Genomic DNA, 19,867 nt, shown 5'->3' on the forward strand with positions numbered 1-19,867 from the left:
TGTTGGCCTGAGCCTTGCTATATCTGCGCATGTGTTGAGTCTGCAGCGTGCCATTTAGAGAAGTAAGATGCCAAATAATAAAAGCGAACCCAAATATCAAACCACGAGTAACACCATAGCGGTTAAACAGATCCCTGTAGACCGGCCTTCCTCCGGCAGCAACAGTTCAAATAAAATCCAGATAAAGGAACAGAAGGGCGTGTTTCAGAAGATCCGCACCACAATGAATACCGGGCTGGTGTTGCTGTTTGTGTTGCTGCCCTTTATCTCCTATGGAGGCCGACAAGCCATTTTATTTGATCTAGAAGCGCAGCAGTTTTTCTTCTTCGGTACCAGCCTCTGGCCACAGGACTTCACCGTGTTGGCCTGGGTCTTTATTGCGGCAGCCTTCCTACTCTTCTTCGTGACCGTATTCTGGGGGCGTGTCTGGTGTGGGTATCTGTGTCCACAGACGGCCTGGACCTTTATGTTCGTCTGGATTGAAACCCGCATCGAGGGCAACCGCACTAAACGCTTAGCCTTAGACAAGGCCCCATGGAGTTCGAATAAGATTTTAAAGAGGCTAGCTAAACACCTGACTTGGGGACTCAGTGCACTGATCACAGGTTGCGCCTTTATCGCCTACTTCATTCCCGCAAGAGAACTCTACCTGGATATCTTTACCTTAAACGCCAGCTTCTGGGTTTCTGCCTGGGTCTGGTTCTTCGCCCTGTGTACCTACCTCAACGCAGGTTGGATGCGGGAACAGATGTGCCTGCACTGCTGCCCCTACTCCCGGTTCCAGTCGGCCATGTTCGACGGCAACACCAAGACTGTGACCTATGATGCGGCGCGGGGAGAGAGTCGCGGCCCCAGAAAACGTAAGCAGAATACGGAACTTGGTGACTGTATAGATTGCAATCTGTGCGTGGATGTTTGCCCTACCGGCATAGATATCCGTAATGGCTTACAGTACGAATGTATCAACTGTGGTGCCTGCGTCGACGCCTGCAATGAAACCATGGAGAAGTTCGGCTACCAGCCAAACCTTATCGGCTATTTCAGTGAAAATGCCCTCAAGGGCAAAGCAAAACCCGTATACAGATCGACTAAGTTTATCGGCTATGGCATTGCTGTCGTCATCATGTTTATCGTGATTGGCATAGATATGAATGGTCGCAGCGATATTCAACTCAGTGTTATACGTGACAGGCAGGAGCTATATCGTGAAACCGTCGATGATATGGTTGAAAATAGCTATACGCTCAAAATTCGAAATAAGACCCAAGAGACAAGGTATTATCGCCTATCTGTCGATAATCGGGAGCTGTTTAAGTTGTCGGCGCAGCAGGAGTTAGTCATTAAGGCCGGAGAGTTGCTCGATTACCCGGTTACAGTACGGGCCAATCCTCTTATGTTACCCGGCACTCCCAGTCCCATTGTATTTTCAGTTTCTGAAGTGGGTCGCGATGAGACTGCGGTTTTCCAGGAGTCTAACTTCTTCGGCCCTATTTTTATGGCCAGTTGCAGATAGCACTGACTACACAGACAAGAATAAAACTCTGGCTAACTCAGTATTCGCTCTCGGGATCTTCTCCCCTGAGCGGATCAATTCTGCCTCATCGGCACTCAACTCATCCGATGACTAACGAACGTCTCACTCAAGTTTAACCGTCCCCTCACTCGAGCCCTCCCCCTGATGCTCCAGATTTAACCTGAAAAATCGCCGGATAAACCCGCGAAGAAATCACAAAGTAAACGGGGATTTTTCATAACCTTACCATCGAAAATTGTTAACCAACACGATGTAAATCGACGCATACCCTAAGAACAAATAGAGTATAAATTCTATTTTTAACAAGATGATAGCTCTTATACTTAGTGTGATCTATTTCTCATTTCTAGTTGACCTTTGACTATTTTTAGCTCTAATCTAAACGCCTGTTTGATTCCATGAAAACAAAAACAACTAAACATTCAGCTCAACAAGCATTCAATTTATTGAACAAGGGCAGTACCTATGGCATATGATTCAGATGTGAAACTTGACCTTACACAATACACCTCTCTTATCGACCTGATTGAGCAGGCCGCCAGGCGTTACGGTGACAAGACTGCCTATGCCAGCCTTGGGCATCACACCTCTTTTTCTGAAATTGAGCGTGACTCACGCTATTTTGCCGCTTACCTGCAAAATCATACCGAATTGGAAATAGGCGATCGCGTCGCAATACAGTTGCCAAATATTACCCAGTTCGTTATCGCCGCCTACGGTGCCATCAGGGCCGGCATGGTACTGGTTAACACTAACCCGCTATACACAGAGCGGGAGTTGACCCACCAGTTCAATGATAGTGGTGCTAAGGTGTTGGTGATCCTCTCCGATCTACTGCCGACACTCACCAATGTCGTCGCCAATACTTGCATCGAAACCGTTATCTCCACCCATGCCTTAGACTTGATTTCCCCTCACGCGCAACCCGAGGTGCCGTTTGATACCAAGAGCTTTAATGACGTATTGGCAATAGGGGAGCAATCACCCTTTAACCGGGTAAGCCGTCATATAGATAATCTGGCCGCGCTGCAGTACACAGGTGGCACGACCGGGCTATCTAAGGGAGCCATGCTGAGCCACAGCAACTTAATCGCTAACGCGATGCAGATTAAATCCCGATTAGGAAAGAAGCTTGTTGAGGGTGAAGAGATATTTGTCGCGCCGCTTCCCGTCTACCATATCTATGCCTTCATGGTGAATTTGGTACTCTATTTCGAGCGTGGCTGTTGCTCGGTATTAATTCCCAACCCGAGGGACATCTCCTCGTTGATAACTACCCTCTCTAAGTATCCATTTACCGGTTTTGCCGGCCTCAACACCCTCTTCGTCGGCTTGTGTCATCAACCTGAGTTTAAGGCATTGGACTTCAGTCATCTGAAGATCACCATCTCTGGCGGAACCGCCCTGACACAGGCCGCGGCCAATGTCTGGCAACAAACCACGGGATGCACCATCTCAGAGGGCTACGGCTTATCGGAAACATCGCCTGTTGTCTCACTCAACGCCCCCGGACTCGAACAGCTGGGCACCATTGGCAAACCTGTGCAGGGCACTGAGGTGAAGATCCTCGATAACGATGACAATGAAGTGCCATTGGGTGAAAGTGGTGAACTGGCAGTGAGAGGCCCTCAGGTGATGAGCGGTTATTGGAACAAAGCCGATGACACCTCAAATGTGATGACAGATGAGGGATTCTTTAAAACCGGTGACATCGCCATTGAGACACAAGACGGCTTTCATAAAATCGTCGACCGTAAGAAAGACATGATCATAGTATCGGGTTTTAACGTCTACCCTAATGAGGTGGAGGAAGTGCTGGCCAGCCATGAAGCTGTACTCGAATGTGCCGTTGTGGGTATAGACAACGAACGCAGTGGTGAAGCGGTTAAGGCTGTTATCGTACTCGCCAACAATGAGGCGGACACCATAGAGGTGGAATCAAATATTCTGGCCTACTGCCGTGAGCAGTTAACCGCCTATAAGCTCCCTAAGGTGATCGAGTTTGTACCTATGCTGCCAAAATCTACCGTAGGAAAGATACTGCGAAGGGAGTTGAGGAAAAGTATGTAGGACCGGCTTTAGCCGGGAATGGGTCGGCTTTAGCTGAGAGGTAAGATGAAAATCTAATATCGCAGCTAAAGCAGCTCCTACATCACAGTCTCAATCCTTCTATCCACGCCTGAATAACGGGTCTGACATCCGGGCTCACCACCACTCCCATATGGCTGACACCCGGTAATACCTCTACCTGTGCCTGTTTGTTATCGGGAATATGTTGGGTGATGACGGGCTGATATTGCTCCGCAAACATGGTTTCATCATCGGCTCCGGCCAACACCAGCAGTGGCTGAGAAATTGCGCTAAGGTCGTCTTCGTAATCCCGTGGGGCAAAAGAGGTGTTGAGTCGGTACGAATAGGCTAAGGTTTCAGTGCCATTTCGAAAGGTTTGAGGCATATTAAACTTGATACTGGTTAAGTCATTCAAACCATGGATGCCGATATTATTGAGCATGCTCAAACCGATAATTCTGGCCGTATAAGGGGTAGCCCAGCCACCGGCATTCGGCCTTGTGGTCGGTGCATTATAAAAAATAAAGGGCGCTAACAGCAGATAAGCATCCGCTTGCTTTCCATATTTTCCTCCGGCAAAGCGGATAGCTAAGCCTCCTCCCGATGAGTGCCCGCCCATGATGATGTCGGACTTGGGTGAGTCCTGTTTTATCCCCAAAATCAGATCGGCAAGGTCATCTTCGAACTGGCCGATATAATCGATATCGCCGCGCCTCTGTGGATTAACGCCATGACCACGCAGGTCCGGTGTATAGACCTGAGCCAGTCCCTGCTCACTGATAAATTTGGCCAGCTGATAAAATTGCTGACTGTGCCAGCCCGAGCCATGGAGTAGAATTAACACCTTATCCGAGTCGGAAGAGTAATATCGATATTGAAGTTGGCCTTGGCCTCGTGTGCCATAGCTTTGCAGTGACGGCATACCGGCATAATCGAGCATCATCTCAGAAAAGTTGATGCCGCTGTTCACTACATCTCCCCGCTTTTCTGCGCCCTCTTGATTCACAGCCTCTGGTTTTGGCCCGCCAAAGTAGCTAAGCCCAAAGGCTATCCCCAGGTAGATGACAATAGAGATTATCACCGAGGTCAAAATCCGTTTTAATATTCGTGGCATATTTTTCTATCTTCGAGTGAATGCAATTCAGAGTTATCTGTACATTGACATCATGTGCCCATCACCAGATAAGTTCAATCATAAGTTTGGTTCGCGTCAATGAAGCTTGGCGGCATTTTCCAAGCGGAACCATTTATTATCCTCAAAGATATGACAGTCCAATCTTTTCTTATGCATGTGGCATAATGGCATTCATTGGATAACAGATAGCTAGATAACAGAGTAGTAAAAATGGACAATGAACAAGACAGCTACATGACTCAAGAAACATTAATTGAAACTGTCGAGAATCAAATCGTAGACGGCGAACCCAAAAAGGTAAAAGAAACCTTGATGCGTCTAGTCATGACTGGTACACCACGTGAAGAAGCGATTCAATCGATGGCCTGCGCGCTGGCAGTCGAAGTATTCGATGTCATGAAAAATGGCGCCTCTTTTAACGGAAAGCGTTATGACCAACATTTGGATGAATTACCTAATATGGACTGGTTAGACGATTAACACCAAAGTTAGCCAGCCTTCGAATGAAGGCTGATTACATTTTTTACTTGTTTCATTTGGCGGTTTTGATACTGGATAAGTAACAGGTAAGTATTGATGCCCAGCAAACCAAACATCAATCCCGCCCAATGAACCGAACCCAAAGAGATACTGCCTACTTGTTATCCGACAAGTAGACTAAGTCTCTGTGATCAGCTGCAGGCTGGCAAATTCACGATATAGCTCGCTCGACGCCATCAACTCCTGGTGGGTGCCACTGGCGATTAACCGTCCCTTGTCTAACACTAAGATACGATCCGCATTGAGCACAGTCGCCAATCGATGGGCAATAATCAGGGTCGTCTTATCCACCATTAAGCTATCCAACGCCTGCTTAACCTTCTGCTCGCTGATCGCATCGAGGGCACTGGTTGCCTCATCCAGCAGCAGGATGGGTCTGTCGGCTAAGATGGCTCTGGCGATGGCGATTCGCTGCTTCTGCCCACCGGACAATCTGACGCCCCGCTCTCCCAGATAGGTTTGATAACCGTCGCTGAACTCCTGAATAAACTCATCAGCGCGGGCCGCAATACAGGCATCGATAACCTCCTCTTCGCTCGCATCCAGCCTGCCATAGCGGACGTTTTCAAGCACACTGGTGGCGAAAATGACCGACTCTTGCGGGACCAGGGCGTACTGTTGGCGCAGCGTCTGCGGTGCCAGCATTGCGATATCGATACCATCGAGCTCGATAGTGCCACTATCGAGCTGATAAAAACGCTGTAACTGCTCAAACAGGGTACTCTTTCCTGCACCACTTGCACCCACCAGCGCCACGCGTTCACCGGATTTAATCTCGATATCCAGCCCGCGTATGACCTGCGAGTCACTCGCAATCGAATCACCATTTTCCTGAATGTTCTGATAGGAAAATCGAACCTGTTTAAGACTAAGTTTACCCGCCACGGATTCAGGTAAAGTCTCAGGTTTCGCAACCGTTGGAATGTCGATAGGGGTTTCGACCAACTCTATTAACCGCTCTGAAGCTCCGGCTGCTCTCTGGATCTCACCGATAACCTCACTGATGGTCGCAACCGACCCCGCCACCATCACGGCATAGAACATAAAGGCCGACAATTCACCACCGGATATACTTCCTGTCATCACATCCTGTGCCCCAACCCAGGTCACCAGTGCTATTGCCAATATGCTGAGAAACATCACTAATGAGATTAAAATTGAGCGATAGCGAATTCGCCCCTTCGCCGCATCCATTACGGCTTCGACACGATCGTTAAACAGGGCTCTGTCACGATCTTCATGGGTATAGGCTTGCACCGTATGGATCTCGTGCAGGGTCTCATCGACATAGGCGCCTAAATCACCAACTCTGTCCTGACTCTGACGGGAGAGGTCCCTCACCTTGCGACCAAAGAAGAAGATAGGCCCCAGCACCATAGGCACAGCCAGCAATACCAGACCGGTCAATTTAAGGCTGGTGATGGCCATCATCACTATACCTCCGACAACGGTGACGCTGGCACGCAGGGCCATGGAGAGACTCGATCCCACGACCGATTGTAGTAAGGTCGAATCGGCGGTGAAACGGGAGATCACCTCGCCGGTACGTAACCTGGCATAGAAGCCCGGCGACAGTTTCAATAGGTGGTCGTAAACCTTAAGGCGAATGTCGGCACTCACCCGCTCGCCGAGCCAGGTCATCAGGTAGAAACGGCAGAATATGGCGGAGCTGCTCAGGGCGGTGATACCTATCACCAACATGATGATCTCATTGAGCCTGTCACCGTTATCCTGCAAGAAGCCTTCATCGACCATCAGACGAACTCCCTGCCCCAGCGAGAGCCAAGCCAGCGAACCGATAAACAGGAAGATAATGGCGGCAATGACTCGCCCTTTATAGGGACGTAAGAAAGCCCCTATCCAAGGTAAAACCGCTCTCTTGGCTACATCGGAACCTGAAGAAAGTGACTTACTCTGTTTTGAACTGGCGGTCATGGGTGAAACCGAGGTCGTATCTTGACTCAATGGGAGTTCCTTTCTTGGAGCAACGACTTAAAGAGGTAGAATGAGTTTATCCAGCCCGTTCAATGAACAAGCGCTTCAATAAGCTCATTGGATAAGTAGAGAATATCAAAACCAATCTACAAACGTCGATTTAGTTTGTATCAAAAAATGCGCCTTGTTTGACTGAACTTATCTGCATTTAAGTATATAGTCTTGTCTCATTAAGAATCGATACCCATTGAGAGTAGCAGCAAAACCTTATGGCAAAGAACATCTCCAGCGAAACCCAAAATGAAGCGATGAAAGTGGCCAAGGCCACTCAAAAACCGGGACAAACCAAGGAGCAGACTAAGCTTATCGCCTTAGGTATTGAGAAAGGAATCGCAGAATATAAGAAGCAACAGAAGAGTAAGGCGAGAGACAGAGACAAGTCCCGTAAGCAGGAGATCAGAGCCAAGGCGCGTGCTGCCGAAACGGTAGACAGCGATACAACCGAGCTTGAGACTAACTCGACTCGCCCGATGCTGCCTTGGGGGTTACTGGTACTCAGCTGGATTGGATTTATCGGCTTCCATTTTTTAAAATAAAGAGTTGAAATAAAGAGCTGAAGTAAGAGATAGCATCAAGTCACGAGTCAAAGATAAGGCAAATGCAACTTCCGGTACAAAGGGAAGTTCCTAGGTTCTAGATCCTAGGAACTTTGTTACTAAACTTATCCCGCCCCTTGCGCATTTTGTACTAACAAGCCTTTGAGTTCGGCTATCTGCTGTTTGAGTTCCGCCACATCGGCGGCGCTGGCGGGCAGTTCAGCCTTCGTCTCAGTCTGTTGGCTATTATGGTTAGCGGCCTCCTCTTCGGCCTCTGTTTCCGCTCGCATCGCCTGTGTTTCCTGTGTCATCACATCGAGTACGGCACCCACCATCATGTTCAGAAATACAAAGGCTGTCAGGAAGATAAAACTAAGATAATAGATCCAACTCAACGGATAGACCGCCATGGTTTCATACATTACAGAGGTCCATGATTCGAACGTAGACACCCTAAACAGGGTTAGCATAGCGACCGAAACGTCGCCCCAGAGAAAGTCATTGATATGGGCGAACAACATGCTGCCGATAGCGCCATAGATATAGAAGATCACAAACATCAGCAGAGCAATATAACCCATGCGCGGAATGGCCTTGAGTAGGGCATTCACCAGCATTCTCAGCTCAGGGATCATGGAGACGAGCCGCAGTACCCTGAAGATACGCAACAGACGGGCGATAAGAATTCCGGCGCCACCGGCAGGGATTAAGCTGCCAATCACGATCAGGGTATCGAAAATATTCCAGCCATTAGTGAAAAACTTCTTAGGGCCATCACTCGCTAAAAATCGAATCACAATTTCGATGGCAAAAAACACGGTGATACCGACATCCAGTACCACCAGACTCTTCTCCATCCAGGATGGCAGATGGTAGGTGTGTGCCCCAATCGACAAGGCTGACACTATGATCACAAAAATCACAAAGCCCTGAAAGGCCTTGCTGTTGTCAATCAGCTTAAGTTTGTCCTGTATGCCAGAAACGTTTGCCAGCACGGCAGCTCTCCTCTACATCAAAATTTGGTTATTTAAAAAGGTCTGTCTGATAAATGGGAGCTGCAGAGATAAAATTCCAATTGGAATAAGGATGACTCGAAAAACAAACAACTAAACGTCGGCCGATCCCGCAGTCGGCGGACTCTAGCAGGAATAGCTTAAAATTTTATTAAAAATGAAAAGGCTGAGATGATGGGGCTGACTGTATTCATGTGGACTATTTAAGCCGGTTGGCTATAGAGCAGGAAGACAAAAGTATTCAGGCATTAAAAAAACGGGATCCTGCTCTTTACAGGGAATGAATTCAAGATGATGACTAAGCGCTAACAAGATTCCAGCCCTGAAAGATTCGCGGCTAAAGCCGCTCCTACATGGAGGATGTCGTAATTCGCATATCGTAGCTCGTCGCCCGTTCCCAGACCTCGCCCCCCGAACCTCGTAACTAAAGACTATATCAAGCCAAAACTTCGGTGATCATGGCCAGATGAGTATCTACCCAAGCACTGCTGATAGGGCCCCAGGTGTTGATACGATAATGCCCGGCGTTATTGCGTTCACCGTCCTGAATAAACTGACACTCGATACCTATGTCCGACAGCGCCGCAATAGCATCTTGAAGCGTACGTCGCGGCATGCCCGTTAACTTATTTAAAGACAATAGGTTATGTTGCTCGCTGTCGATATGATGCGCAAGATATAGCTTTCGTAGAAATGCTTTTTTCTGTTTTGAAACTTCAATGTCCAAATCGGCACCTTTTATTTAAATAAATTCAACTATCAATGACTAACATCAATAGCTCATATCCCTATAAAAATACCACAGAGTGAAATTGTTGTGAAATATGTCAGCCTATGGAGAAAGGTTAGCGCTTCTTGATATAGTGTTATTCGAAATTGAATAAGAAACCAGAAACGGATACTGGCACATGACCCATGAAACGCCTGAGATAAAAGGTAGTGAAATTAAAGATCGTTTAGTTGATATCAAGGCCAGCACATCGATAAAAGAGCCGGCTCTGCAAGGTGGTTCGGCGGTGGTAACGGATTTATCACCCTCTATGGACTCTGTCGATGAGCTCTCTAATTTAAAGAGTGAACGATTAGATCACAGGCCACAGCCTCAGGAGCAATGGCAAAGCTTCGACCAGATCCCATTGTCGCCCGTTGAGCCGCGTCATTACACGCAAGTACTTATTGAAACGGCAACTATCTCAATAATCTTTATCACTATCTTGTCGGTATTTCTCATTTTTGTCGCAACGATTCCCCTGCCCATTGCGGCAATAGTCATTCCGGCCCTATTGATGATTGGCTCTGGGATCACTTGGGTGAGGTACCTCAATGCCAAGGCAATTGGTTACGCCGTCTGTTCCCATGAACTTGTGATGCAGACAGGGATCTTTTGGGTGAAGCGGATTTCGCTCCCCTATACCCGACTGCAACATATCAGCCTGTCTCAAGGCCCGCTAGAGCGAAAGTTTTATCTGCGTACCCTGAAATGCTTTAGCGCCGGAAGTGGTAGTGCAGAGATCGAGCTGCCCGGCTTAGAGAGTAAAACCGCAGAAAAGCTCAGACAACACCTGCTCAGTATGGCGGCAATCGCCATCAAAACCACTGCTATCATTAACGTGAATGAAGAGGTGAACCAGAAAAAGATCAATGAAGAAGAACCCGCCGCCGACAGAGCTGAGCAATAATATGAGTCAGTTACTCCCTCAGTGGAAGGGCCTGTCTCCATGGTCAATAGTGAGCTTTACCTTTAACACCATTCGAATTCTGGTCACGAACGGCTACGCCATGGTTCCTTTCGTCTATACAGGTTGGAAACAAGGGTTTGATTCTCCCTGGATGATCATTGGCTTTGCTGGTGCATGCTTACTTATTGTTATCAGTGCAGTTATAGATTGGGCCATGTTTCGCTATCGTCTGTTCGATGACAAGCTTGGTATTCGTCAGGGGCTTATCTTTAAGAAGGCTCATGAAATTCCTCTGGGTAAGATTCAGAACATCCGCCTGGAACAGCCTTTCTATTTCCGGCCAATGGGCCTCTATAGTTTAGTGGTCGAAACTGCGGGTTCTAAGAAAGATGAAGCCGTATTAGCCGCCGTCAGTTATCAGCAAGCCATTGAGCTCAAGCAGCGACTGGTTAACCCATCGAGTATTTCCGGCTCAAGGGCAGACAGCAAGGCCGAAACACCCCGGCACTTAGCGCCAAATCAATCCGGGACAGATGCGAGTCCAGCGAATAGCCAAGCCCCCTTGGTATTGAAGAAGATGAAATCACTGTTACTGTTCGGCTTCTATCAAAATAATCTATTTTGGTTTGCCATCATCGCTGGCCCTATTATCGGTCAGTTCGATTGGGAAGCTCTGGCCAATACAGACTTTGCCCTCACTTTATTGCATTGGTACGAACAAACCATAGCCGTAAATATGTTGCTCCAGATCCTCTTCGCCTGCTCGATGCTTATCGGTTTTTATCTGTTACTTTCGCTGATATCTATGACGGCATCCGTACTCAAATATTACCCCTATCGGCTGAGTTTAAGTGGAGATACACTGCATAGAACCGGCGGAGTAATCGCTAAGCAAAATGATGCCCTGACGCAACACCGCATACAGGTCATTCGCTTTACTCAACCCATTATCGGGCGCTTTCTCAAGCTATGGACAATAAACTTCAAGCAGGTCAAAGGCACCGAAGTTGAACAGGTCGCAAAGAAGCATATGCTGGTCCCCAGCATGACGAGAGAGGCCATCGAAGCGCTAATGCCTAAACTGCCGGGGTTAGTCTCTGTGAGTTCGACACTGCCTCTCTCCTACTCAGGGATCCATTTGGGGTGGTTCTGGCGTCGAGGCTTTCTGCCACTGCTCATTCCCATGGTAAATACCATTTTCTTAGGTCTGAACCCCTTCACTGAATTGTTATGGTTCGGGGCAATCTGCTTTGTGATTGGCCTCTATTTGAGATATCGCCAATGGGGTTACCTGCATCAGGGAGATGATTGCTGGATCCATACCGGTATGCTCGGACGAACCTGGCATCTAATCGCATTGAAAAAAGTCCAACATGTGTCCATCACCCAGACACCAAGCCAGAAACGAAAACAGTTGGCCAACCTGGAGCTGGGACTTGCCAGCGGCCCACAGACCATCCCCTATATGCCCTTGAAGGATGCCAGAGCTATCGCCGAACGTGCACTGGCGATAACCGCCAAAGATCATACGAACTGGATCTAATGTCGATCGGTATAAGGAAACACTCGATATAAAAACACAAACAAGCAGTTGAATAGCCTAAACTTAAATTGCTAAATTATTGCCAGTGAGAAAAGATTGGAAAGCAGCATTTATTAAGTAGCCATATAACTATCGACAGGAAGGGGGACTCCCTTATGTCGATTACGGTTCGTGCCAGCCAAGGAGAGTCAGACATTGAACACCATCAATCAAGTTAATAGTCAAAGCATTATTAATATGACCCCGGATACCATCATCGACTTCTGGTTTGAAGAGATAGACCCTAAACTCTGGTGGGTTAAAGACACCCAGTTCGATAGTATGCTCAAAGACAGATTTGGTGAATTGGTTGAACAGGCCAAACGTGGAGAGCTCTACCATTGGCGCACAACGCCCGAGGGACGACTCGCCGAGATCATCGTTCTGGATCAGTTCTGCCGCAACATCTATCGTGATACGCCAGAGTCATTCGCCGCCGATCCTATGGCACTGACCTTAGCCCAGGAAGCGGTCGCACTGAATATCGATAGCGAGCTCAAGGGTAAACAGATCCCTTTCCTGTTTATGCCCTATATGCACAGTGAATCCCCGCGCATCCACGAGGTTGCGATGATCTTGTTCAGTCGGGAGTCGGCCAAGGGTAACCTTGAGTTTGAACGTCGCCACAAAACCATTATCGATCGCTTCGGAAGATACCCTCACAGAAACGAGATCCTCGGACGAAAATCGACGGCGGTCGAGCTGGAGTTTTTGTCACAACCGGGCTCGAGTTTTTAGCTGGAGCGCGAGTATCGGCTTCAAGCAACGAATGATAATTTAATCAAAAAAAGAGAGAACCTTAGGTAAAGGTTCTCTCTCAGTTTTCAGCCAGGAAACTCTAGAGTTTAAATTGGCTCACCTGCTCACGCATACTTTCCGACAGGCTGGTTAACTCAGCCACAGAAGTTGTCAGCTCTTGCGCCGCCATGGTGGAGGTTTGTGCGATATCGCTGATAGCAATGATACTTCGGTTAATGTCTTCGGCTACACTGCTCTGCTCTTCTGCTGCGGTGGCGATCTGAGTATTCATGTTACTGATATTATCGACGGAGAGCACAATCTCATTAAGCGCATCGCCGGCCATATTTGCCTTCTCGTTGGCATCATAAACTTGCTCGGTACCCACTTTCATGGCACCTACGGCTTCCTGAACTCCTTTTTGCAGACCATCGATCATAGACTCAATCTCTTGGGTCGACTCCTGAGTTCTCTGTGCCAGGGTTCTCACCTCGTCGGCTACCACTGCAAAGCCTCGTCCCTGTTCACCGGCACGGGCCGCCTCGATGGCTGCATTTAACGCCAACAGGTTTGTCTGTTCGGCTATGCCCTTAATCACATCCAGAACACTACCGATATTTTGACTCTCACTGGCCAGATGGGTGATCACCTCAGAGGTTTGATCTATCTGCTTAGAGAGCTGAGACATGCTGGAAACCGATTGCTGAACGATACCATTACCTTTGGTTGCATTGCCTTCTGCATCTTTGGCGGAATCTGCGGCATTAGTTGCACTCTGAGCGACCTCGGCAACGGTTGCCGTCATTTGGTTCATTGCCGCTGCAGTCTGCTCAGTTTCCGATTGCTGCTGATGCATCCTGTCATTGGTTTGCTGAGTAAACTCACTCAGCTTGATGGTTGAATCTCCGACAGTGTTGGCCGCATCAGCTATAGAGTTAAGAATGCCACGCAGGTGCTCAATCACCAGTGTCAGGTTGGTCGAGATCTGACCGAGCTCATCATCATTAAAGGTCTTGAATTTCACCGTCAAATCAGAATCGACACGAACGGTATTGAGCGTGGTGACTATATTATCTATGGGGCGCATCACGGCCTTTGTCACCCAGAGCCCTATCAAGACACTCGCCACGATAGCAACCAAGGTCAAGACGATAAAAATCTTCACAGAAGATACATAAATTTCATCGACTCTATCTTTCTCCTCACCAGCGACCTTTAACTGCAGGCTGACCAGCTCGGAAATTTTTCCGCTAATAGGGTCTATCACATCGTAGAGAGGCGCAATATCATCGTTCAACTGCCACTTGGGTGAACCTTGCATGTTGTTTAGCTTATTAACAAGTTGAGAGATTGCTTGATTGGCCGGAGTGAATAATCGATTGGCCTCCTTAGCTAGCCTGGACTCCTCATCGGTCAAGGTCGTCGCCATATAGCCATCCCACTTCTCGCTGATATTTCGGCTGGAGTCAGTCATTGCACGGCTGGCTTCTGCGGCGCTGAACATACCGGCATTGGCCTTATTAACCGCATCGATAACCGAAACTGCGTAGTCATCACCGATAATTTTAAGATCTTCCAGAGGAACGACTCTATCGTTGTATATGCTTACAACGCCAAGTTCGATCTTCCCCATCATGTTGACCGCTAAAAAACAGATGCTGATTAATAGAATTAACGGGACCAACAATCCCAGCGTCATTTTTTGTTTAATCTGTAAGTTGACCATCACACTGCCTACCGAGTCGAGTTTATCGCCTCCTTTGTTTCGGCTCAGGCATTCCATTTTTCGAGCCCTAATATTAAGCATAACAAACAATAAAAAATACTGGATAAATTTTGTTCTAACCAACAACCACTTAGCAACAGTTTATTCTAATGAATATGTAAAAATGAATGAAAGACAAAGGATTACTCTATTTATACAGGGCTTAACAGAGCAAATAAAAATTGTTGTCAACTATTACAAGCTGATAATTAAAGGGTTTAGGCTTATGAGGGGGTACCGGTATTAAGAGGGAGAAGATTAAAATAAGTTATTAAAATGAGTGATTTAAATGGGCTATTTTTTTGAAAACCTTCACCCGTGCAGATCCACGGGCAAACGTTCATCTGCTGACCAGTTTCTCTGTCAGAGATATTTGCGCTAAAGAACTATAGAGCAGTCTCTAGCGCAATTGATATTACGTCAATTGGTAGGATATTATTTCACCACCAGCACAGGACATTCGGCTCCACTTGCGATAGCTTCAGCTACGTTCGGGTGCAGAAAGTGGCTCAGACCAGTATAGCCATGACTTGCCATGACGATCATACCGGCATTCATCTCTTTTGCTCCATCCAAAATCTGTTTAGCTGCATGGCCGTGGCGGATCAATACCTCAATTTTTACCTCTGTATCCAAGTCATCTATCAATTTCTGCATCTTTTCAGCAGCCTCTCCCTCCAAGCGAGTCGCAAGCTCCTCGGATGTCACTGATAAGACCCGCGTGTGTTTATCACCGAAAGGCTTATCGATCACGTGTAATAAACGGATTCCTACCTGATAATGTCGAGCCATCTCCATGGCATAGCCTAAAGCGTGAGATGCTGTCTCGGAAAAATCGGTGGGACAGAGTATTTGACGAGTACGCATTATTGTTCTCCTATCACCTTATTATTAACGACTTACTCATAAGTTAAATTTAGATGACTTTCACCGATGCAACCAGTTTTAACGTTAAGAATTCATAGATTATTATTGCCGGGTTTCAGCTTTCCCAGCCTCAGACAGAAGTTCATAAATAGCTAATAAACCTGGAGCTAAATACTAGTTCCTAGAACCTAGGTTCTAGGAACTAACAACTTTTATCCATCCACTCTCTCTATCACCATGGCGATCCCCTGCCCCACACCAACGCACATGGTGCATAACGCCAGCTTTCCCTGAGTTCGCTCTAACTGGTAGGTCACACTGGTAGCCAGACGCGCACCGCTCATGCCTAAAGGGTGCCCAAGTGCGATAGCGCCACCCTGTGGATTTATTCTGGGGTCATCATCCTTCAGTCCCAACTCGCGGGTACAAGTTAATGCCTGAGCGGCAAAGGCTTCATTGAATTCGAGAATATCCATATCATCGAGAGTGAGTGAAAGCCTTTTCAGTAATTTTTGGGTCGCTGGCACCGGGCCCAAACCCATTATCCTTGGCGGCACACCCGCAACCGCCATACCCAAAATTCTGGCCCTGGGCTTAAGGCCATGTTTCTTAACCGCGTCAGCCGAGGCAAGCAGCAAAGCCGCAGCACCATCGTTAATCCCAGAGGCATTGCCCGCAGTAATCGTACCGCCATCGAATAATGGCCTTAACTTGGCAAGTTTATCCAGACTCGTGCCGCGCAGATGCTCATCTTGGCTGAAGATCACCGGTTCGGCGCGGCGCATAGGAATACTCACCTCGATAATCTCTTGGGCCAGTCGACCATCCTCTTGTGCCGCCGCCGCTTTCTGCTGACTACAGAGTGCAAACTTATCCTGATCTTCCCGGCTTATGCCAAAGTCATTGGCCAGATTCTCCGCCGTCTGAGGCATCGCCTCGGTGCCATAGTCGGCATCGAGTTTAGGATTGATAAAACGCCATCCCATGGTGGTGTCATAAAACTCGGTTGAGCGAGAAAATGGCGAAGTCGCTTTAGGCATGACGAAGGGGGCTCGGGACATACTCTCGACACCGCCAGCGATCATCAACTCGGCTTCACCACAACTAATCGCACGAGTCGCATCACCGATGGCATTAAGACCCGAACCACACAAGCGATTAACCGTGCAGCCGGGTACCTCCTGAGGCAGCCCGGCAAGCAGCGTCGCCATTCTGGCGACGTTACGATTATCTTCGCCAGACTGGTTCGCGCACCCCAGCAGCACGTCATCAACATCCTGCCAATCCACCTGAGGATTTCGCTCCATCAAAGCCTTTAGTGGTAAGGCTGCTAAGTCATCGGCCCGAACGGAAGATAATGCCCCACCATAGCGACCTATCGGTGTCCTGACCGCATCGCAAATATAGACATCTTTCAGCTTATTTGAATTCATGTTAGTGACCTTCTCCAGATGAAAACAGTGGCTTAATCTTACGAAACCCATCCAGCAAGACTTGGGTAAATTGGTTTATCTCTTTACCTGTCATCTCGGTCGAAAGCGTACCGGAGCAGGTGTTGATCATCATAAATCCATTATCGAAAAGGTGGTCCACCAACGCAGTTCTGATACGGCCTTCCTTAGCATCGGCAAAGGAGGCACGATAGTTCTTCGGCGGATTAGCCTTCATATGAATTCGGAACATGGAGCCGTCACCGGTAACACAAGCGGGGACACCCGCAATCGCAATCACCTCACTGATTTGAGATCTGAGTTGTTCACCTAAGGCATTCAATTTAGCCACAGCTTCTCGATCGAACAGTGTCATAGCGGTTAGGCCCGCCACCATAGTGACAGGGTTAGCCGAGAATGTACCTGAGTGAGGAAACAACACCTTATCATTGAGAGGGTTCATCACATCCATCACATCGTTGCGACCTGCCAGTGCGCCGACCGGGAAGCCGCCCCCGATCATCTTGCCCATGGCGGTCAGATCGGGACTGATGGGGTAATTGTCCTGTGCCCCGCCATAACCGTTGCGGAAGGTGATCACCTCATCGAAAACTAACAGGGCATTGTGCTTAGTCGTCCACTCCCTGAGCGCAACCACAAACTCCTGTGAGGCAGGAATAAGCCCGACACGGTGAGGGAGAAGATCCACCAGCACACAGGCTAACTCATCCTTGTGCTTATCTAAGATGGTGATGGCTCGTTCTGCATCGTTAAAAGGGATCACTACCACATCATTGAGTGTGGCTTCGGGTGTACCGAATGCGACAGGTACACTATTGGGATTTGACTCATCCCCCCAATTAGCAGGACTGGCAGTTTGACTCACCTCGGCGTGATCATAGAGACCGTGATAAGCCCCCTCGACCTTGGCTATTTTTGGCCTTCCTGTATAGGCCCTTGCCGCCTTCAAACAGCTCATCACAGCTTCTGTACCTGAGTTTACGAAACGGATCTTCTCGAAGCCCTTATTGCGGCTACACAAGTGCTCGGCATAATCGATCTCAACTTCTGTCGCTAAGGTAAACGCGCTGCCTTTATTGAGTTGATCGGTGACATTGGCGACAACCTTAGGGTGAGCATGCCCATGGATAAGGGCCGCCATGTTATTGGCAAAATCGACGCGGGTGACACCTTCGATATCGGTGACATAACAGCCCTTTGCCGACTCGGCATACAGAGGGTTAGGGCTTCTGAGCACAGTATTACGACTGCAACCGCCCGGCATCAAGGTTAATGCCTTCTCATAGAGTTCGGCGCTGCGGTTGGAAGGCATTTTCTTGCTATTGTTATCAGTACTGCTGCTATTAGTTCTATGAATATTGTTCTGGTTATCTTCCATCTTTCATATTCCAATTTACTAACTTTGTAGGGTTCTTGCTATTAACTGGCACTAAGGTTCTAGGTTCTAGGTTCTAAGTTCTAAGTTCTAGGTTCTAAGTTCTAAGTTCTAGGTTCTAGGTTCTAAGTTCTAAGTTCTAGGCTTTCGATCTAAACCATAACACCAAGGCTATGACCGAAGCAGTTCACAACCGGTGCGCTGCTGCACGTAGTCAAAATCGACACCCGGCGCCAACTCCACCACCTCTAAACCTCGCTCTGTGACCTTGATAACGGCCAGATCGGTATAGATGCGGCTGACAACTCCCTGTCCTGTCAGCGGGTAACTGCAGTGCTCGATTAACTTAGGCTCCCCCTGCTTGGTCGTATGTTGAGTGATGACAAATATAGTCTTAACCCCGGCGACCAGATCCATGGCGCCACCCACTGCCGGAATGGCATCGACGGCACCCGTCGACCAATTCGCCAGATCCCCCTTAGCCGAGACCTGCATCGCCCCCAACACACAAACATCGATATGCTTGCCACGGATCATGGCGAAACTGTCGGCATGATGAAAATAGGCCGCACCAGCTATCGCGCTTACAGGTTTCTTACCCGCATTGATAAGCTCGGAATCTATCTCGTCCTCCTCTGGCGTTGGCCCCATGCCGAGCAAGCCATTCTCGGTGTGGTAAATCACTTCACGTCCCTCGGGAACATAACGGGCAACCTTTTCCGGGATCCCTATCCCTAAGTTGACATAGGCGCCATCGGGAATATCCTGAGCGGCCTTCTGAGCCATCTGCTCACGATCCCAGCCGATCTTGTCTGATGCATGATTATGTTGACTTATTTTGCTCATAAATAGACTACTCATGGTTAGATTGCTCATGGATAGGAGACTCCGGCATTGACTAACTGCGACTCTTGAGCCGGATTTGCGACGGTCACGATACGATTAACAAAGATACCTGGGGTGACGACAATCTCGGGGTCGATATCGCCCGCTTCGACAAATTCCTGTGTCTGCACTACGGTGCAGTTAGCCGCCATCGCCATGATGGGGGCAAAATTGCGTGCCGTCTTGTTGTAGATAAGGTTGCCATAACGGTCGGCATTTAGACTTTTTATCAGGGCAAAATCGGCAGTCAGGCCACGCTCCTGAACAAACTCCTGCCCATCGAATATTTCATGCTTCTTGCCTTCGGCTAGTGGTGTTCCCACAGACGTCGCCGTGTAGAAGGCGGGGATCCCGGCGCCTCCTGCGCGGATCCGCTCGGCAAGCGTGCCCTGAGGCACTAACTCGAGCTCAATCTTGCCGGCACGATACAGGTCGGGAAATACCGTCGAGTTGGCGGTGCGGGGGAATGAGCAGATCATCTTACCAACCTGACCATTCTCGATCAGGGCTGCCAAACCCACATGACCGCTACCGGTATTGTTATTAATCACGGTCAGGTTGCGGGCACCGTGATCGATCAGGGCATGAATAAGCTCTATCGGACTACCGGCCTCACCGAAACCACCAATCATCACAGTCGCGCCATCGAAAATGTCCGCCACCGCGTCGCGACACGAAGCTATACGTTTATCTATCATATTT

At 48.4% G+C, this 19,867-nt stretch carries 17 protein-coding genes; 7 read left to right on the top strand and 10 right to left on the bottom strand.

Features of this window, described 5'->3' with window-relative positions:
- Positions 1-67 precede the first annotated feature (67 nt).
- Both ccoG and EKG39_RS18595 read left to right on the top strand, forming a co-directional pair.
- Positions 68-1,513 carry a cytochrome c oxidase accessory protein CcoG gene (gene ccoG, locus EKG39_RS18590; protein ID WP_126507483.1) on the top strand — a complete coding sequence of 482 codons (1,446 nt, stop codon included), beginning with the start codon at positions 68-70 and terminating at the stop codon, positions 1,511-1,513.
- 486 nt (positions 1,514-1,999) lie between these two features.
- Entirely contained in the window at positions 2,000-3,604 is a 1,605-nt protein-coding gene (locus EKG39_RS18595; protein ID WP_126507484.1) for an AMP-binding protein, read from the top strand.
- An 82-nt stretch (positions 3,605-3,686) separates the two neighbouring features.
- Here the strand turns inward: EKG39_RS18595 and EKG39_RS18600 are convergent, their stop codons facing one another.
- On the bottom strand, positions 3,687-4,718 hold the full coding sequence (locus EKG39_RS18600; protein ID WP_126507485.1) for an alpha/beta hydrolase: 1,032 nt from the start codon (positions 4,716-4,718) through the stop codon (positions 3,687-3,689).
- Between the two features lie 231 nt (positions 4,719-4,949).
- Here EKG39_RS18600 and EKG39_RS18605 point away from each other — a divergent pair, with 231 nt between their 5' ends.
- Positions 4,950-5,219: a hypothetical protein gene (locus EKG39_RS18605; RefSeq protein WP_126507486.1), complete on the top strand. Its 270-nt coding sequence runs from the start codon at positions 4,950-4,952 to the stop codon at positions 5,217-5,219.
- A gap of 177 nt (positions 5,220-5,396) precedes the next feature.
- Here the strand turns inward: EKG39_RS18605 and EKG39_RS18610 are convergent, their stop codons facing one another.
- The gene (locus EKG39_RS18610) at positions 5,397-7,214 is read right to left on the bottom strand and encodes an ABC transporter transmembrane domain-containing protein (protein ID WP_126507529.1); all 1,818 of its coding nucleotides are present in this window, start codon (positions 7,212-7,214) and stop codon (positions 5,397-5,399) included.
- A 269-nt stretch (positions 7,215-7,483) separates the two neighbouring features.
- Between EKG39_RS18610 and EKG39_RS18615 the strand changes: the two genes are divergently transcribed.
- Positions 7,484-7,810: a DUF2956 domain-containing protein gene (locus EKG39_RS18615; protein WP_126507487.1), complete on the top strand. Its 327-nt coding sequence runs from the start codon at positions 7,484-7,486 to the stop codon at positions 7,808-7,810.
- Between the two features lie 125 nt (positions 7,811-7,935).
- Here the strand turns inward: EKG39_RS18615 and EKG39_RS18620 are convergent, their stop codons facing one another.
- Positions 7,936-8,805 (bottom strand): ion transporter, encoded by an 870-nt coding sequence (locus EKG39_RS18620; RefSeq protein WP_126507488.1) that lies wholly within the window; start codon positions 8,803-8,805, stop codon positions 7,936-7,938.
- Positions 8,806-9,259: 454 nt separating this feature from the next.
- Positions 9,260-9,550, bottom strand: a complete 291-nt coding sequence (locus tag EKG39_RS18625; protein WP_126507489.1) for a winged helix-turn-helix domain-containing protein — start codon at positions 9,548-9,550, stop codon at positions 9,260-9,262.
- Between the two features lie 181 nt (positions 9,551-9,731).
- On the opposite strand from EKG39_RS18625, the gene EKG39_RS18630 reads away from it, so the two are divergent.
- From EKG39_RS18630 to EKG39_RS18640, 3 genes are all read left to right on the top strand, one after another.
- Entirely contained in the window at positions 9,732-10,502 is a 771-nt protein-coding gene (locus EKG39_RS18630) for a PH domain-containing protein (RefSeq protein WP_246028557.1), read from the top strand.
- Positions 10,465-12,045, top strand: a complete 1,581-nt coding sequence (locus EKG39_RS18635) for a PH domain-containing protein (protein WP_246028558.1) — start codon at positions 10,465-10,467, stop codon at positions 12,043-12,045. The genes EKG39_RS18630 and EKG39_RS18635 overlap by 38 nt, the downstream gene beginning before the upstream one ends.
- 237 nt (positions 12,046-12,282) lie before the next feature.
- Positions 12,283-12,822 (top strand): DUF924 family protein, encoded by a 540-nt coding sequence (locus tag EKG39_RS18640; RefSeq protein WP_126507532.1) that lies wholly within the window; start codon positions 12,283-12,285, stop codon positions 12,820-12,822.
- Positions 12,823-12,922: 100 nt separating this feature from the next.
- On the opposite strand, the gene EKG39_RS18645 is transcribed toward EKG39_RS18640, so the two are convergent.
- The 6 genes from EKG39_RS18645 to EKG39_RS18670 all read right to left on the bottom strand — a co-directional run bounded on the left by EKG39_RS18645 (position 12,923) and on the right by EKG39_RS18670 (position 19,863).
- Positions 12,923-14,548 (bottom strand): methyl-accepting chemotaxis protein, encoded by a 1,626-nt coding sequence (locus EKG39_RS18645; RefSeq protein WP_126507533.1) that lies wholly within the window; start codon positions 14,546-14,548, stop codon positions 12,923-12,925.
- Positions 14,549-15,022: 474 nt separating this feature from the next.
- The gene (locus tag EKG39_RS18650) at positions 15,023-15,454 is read right to left on the bottom strand and encodes a universal stress protein (RefSeq protein WP_126507490.1); all 432 of its coding nucleotides are present in this window, start codon (positions 15,452-15,454) and stop codon (positions 15,023-15,025) included.
- A gap of 212 nt (positions 15,455-15,666) precedes the next feature.
- Complete coding sequence (gene pcaF / locus EKG39_RS18655) at positions 15,667-16,887, bottom strand: 3-oxoadipyl-CoA thiolase (RefSeq protein WP_281276263.1); 1,221 nt, start codon at positions 16,885-16,887, stop codon at positions 15,667-15,669.
- A 1-nt stretch (position 16,888) separates the two neighbouring features.
- Positions 16,889-18,283, bottom strand: a complete 1,395-nt coding sequence (locus EKG39_RS18660; RefSeq protein WP_126507491.1) for an aspartate aminotransferase family protein — start codon at positions 18,281-18,283, stop codon at positions 16,889-16,891.
- Positions 18,284-18,451: 168 nt separating this feature from the next.
- On the bottom strand, positions 18,452-19,126 hold the full coding sequence (locus EKG39_RS18665; protein WP_126507492.1) for a 3-oxoacid CoA-transferase subunit B: 675 nt from the start codon (positions 19,124-19,126) through the stop codon (positions 18,452-18,454).
- 26 nt (positions 19,127-19,152) lie between these two features.
- Positions 19,153-19,863 (bottom strand): 3-oxoacid CoA-transferase subunit A, encoded by a 711-nt coding sequence (locus EKG39_RS18670; RefSeq protein WP_126507493.1) that lies wholly within the window; start codon positions 19,861-19,863, stop codon positions 19,153-19,155.
- Between the last annotated feature and the right edge of the window lie 4 nt (positions 19,864-19,867).

It is taken from the genome of Shewanella atlantica, from assembly GCF_003966265.1.
Classification (GTDB): Bacteria; Pseudomonadota; Gammaproteobacteria; order Enterobacterales; family Shewanellaceae; genus Shewanella; species Shewanella atlantica.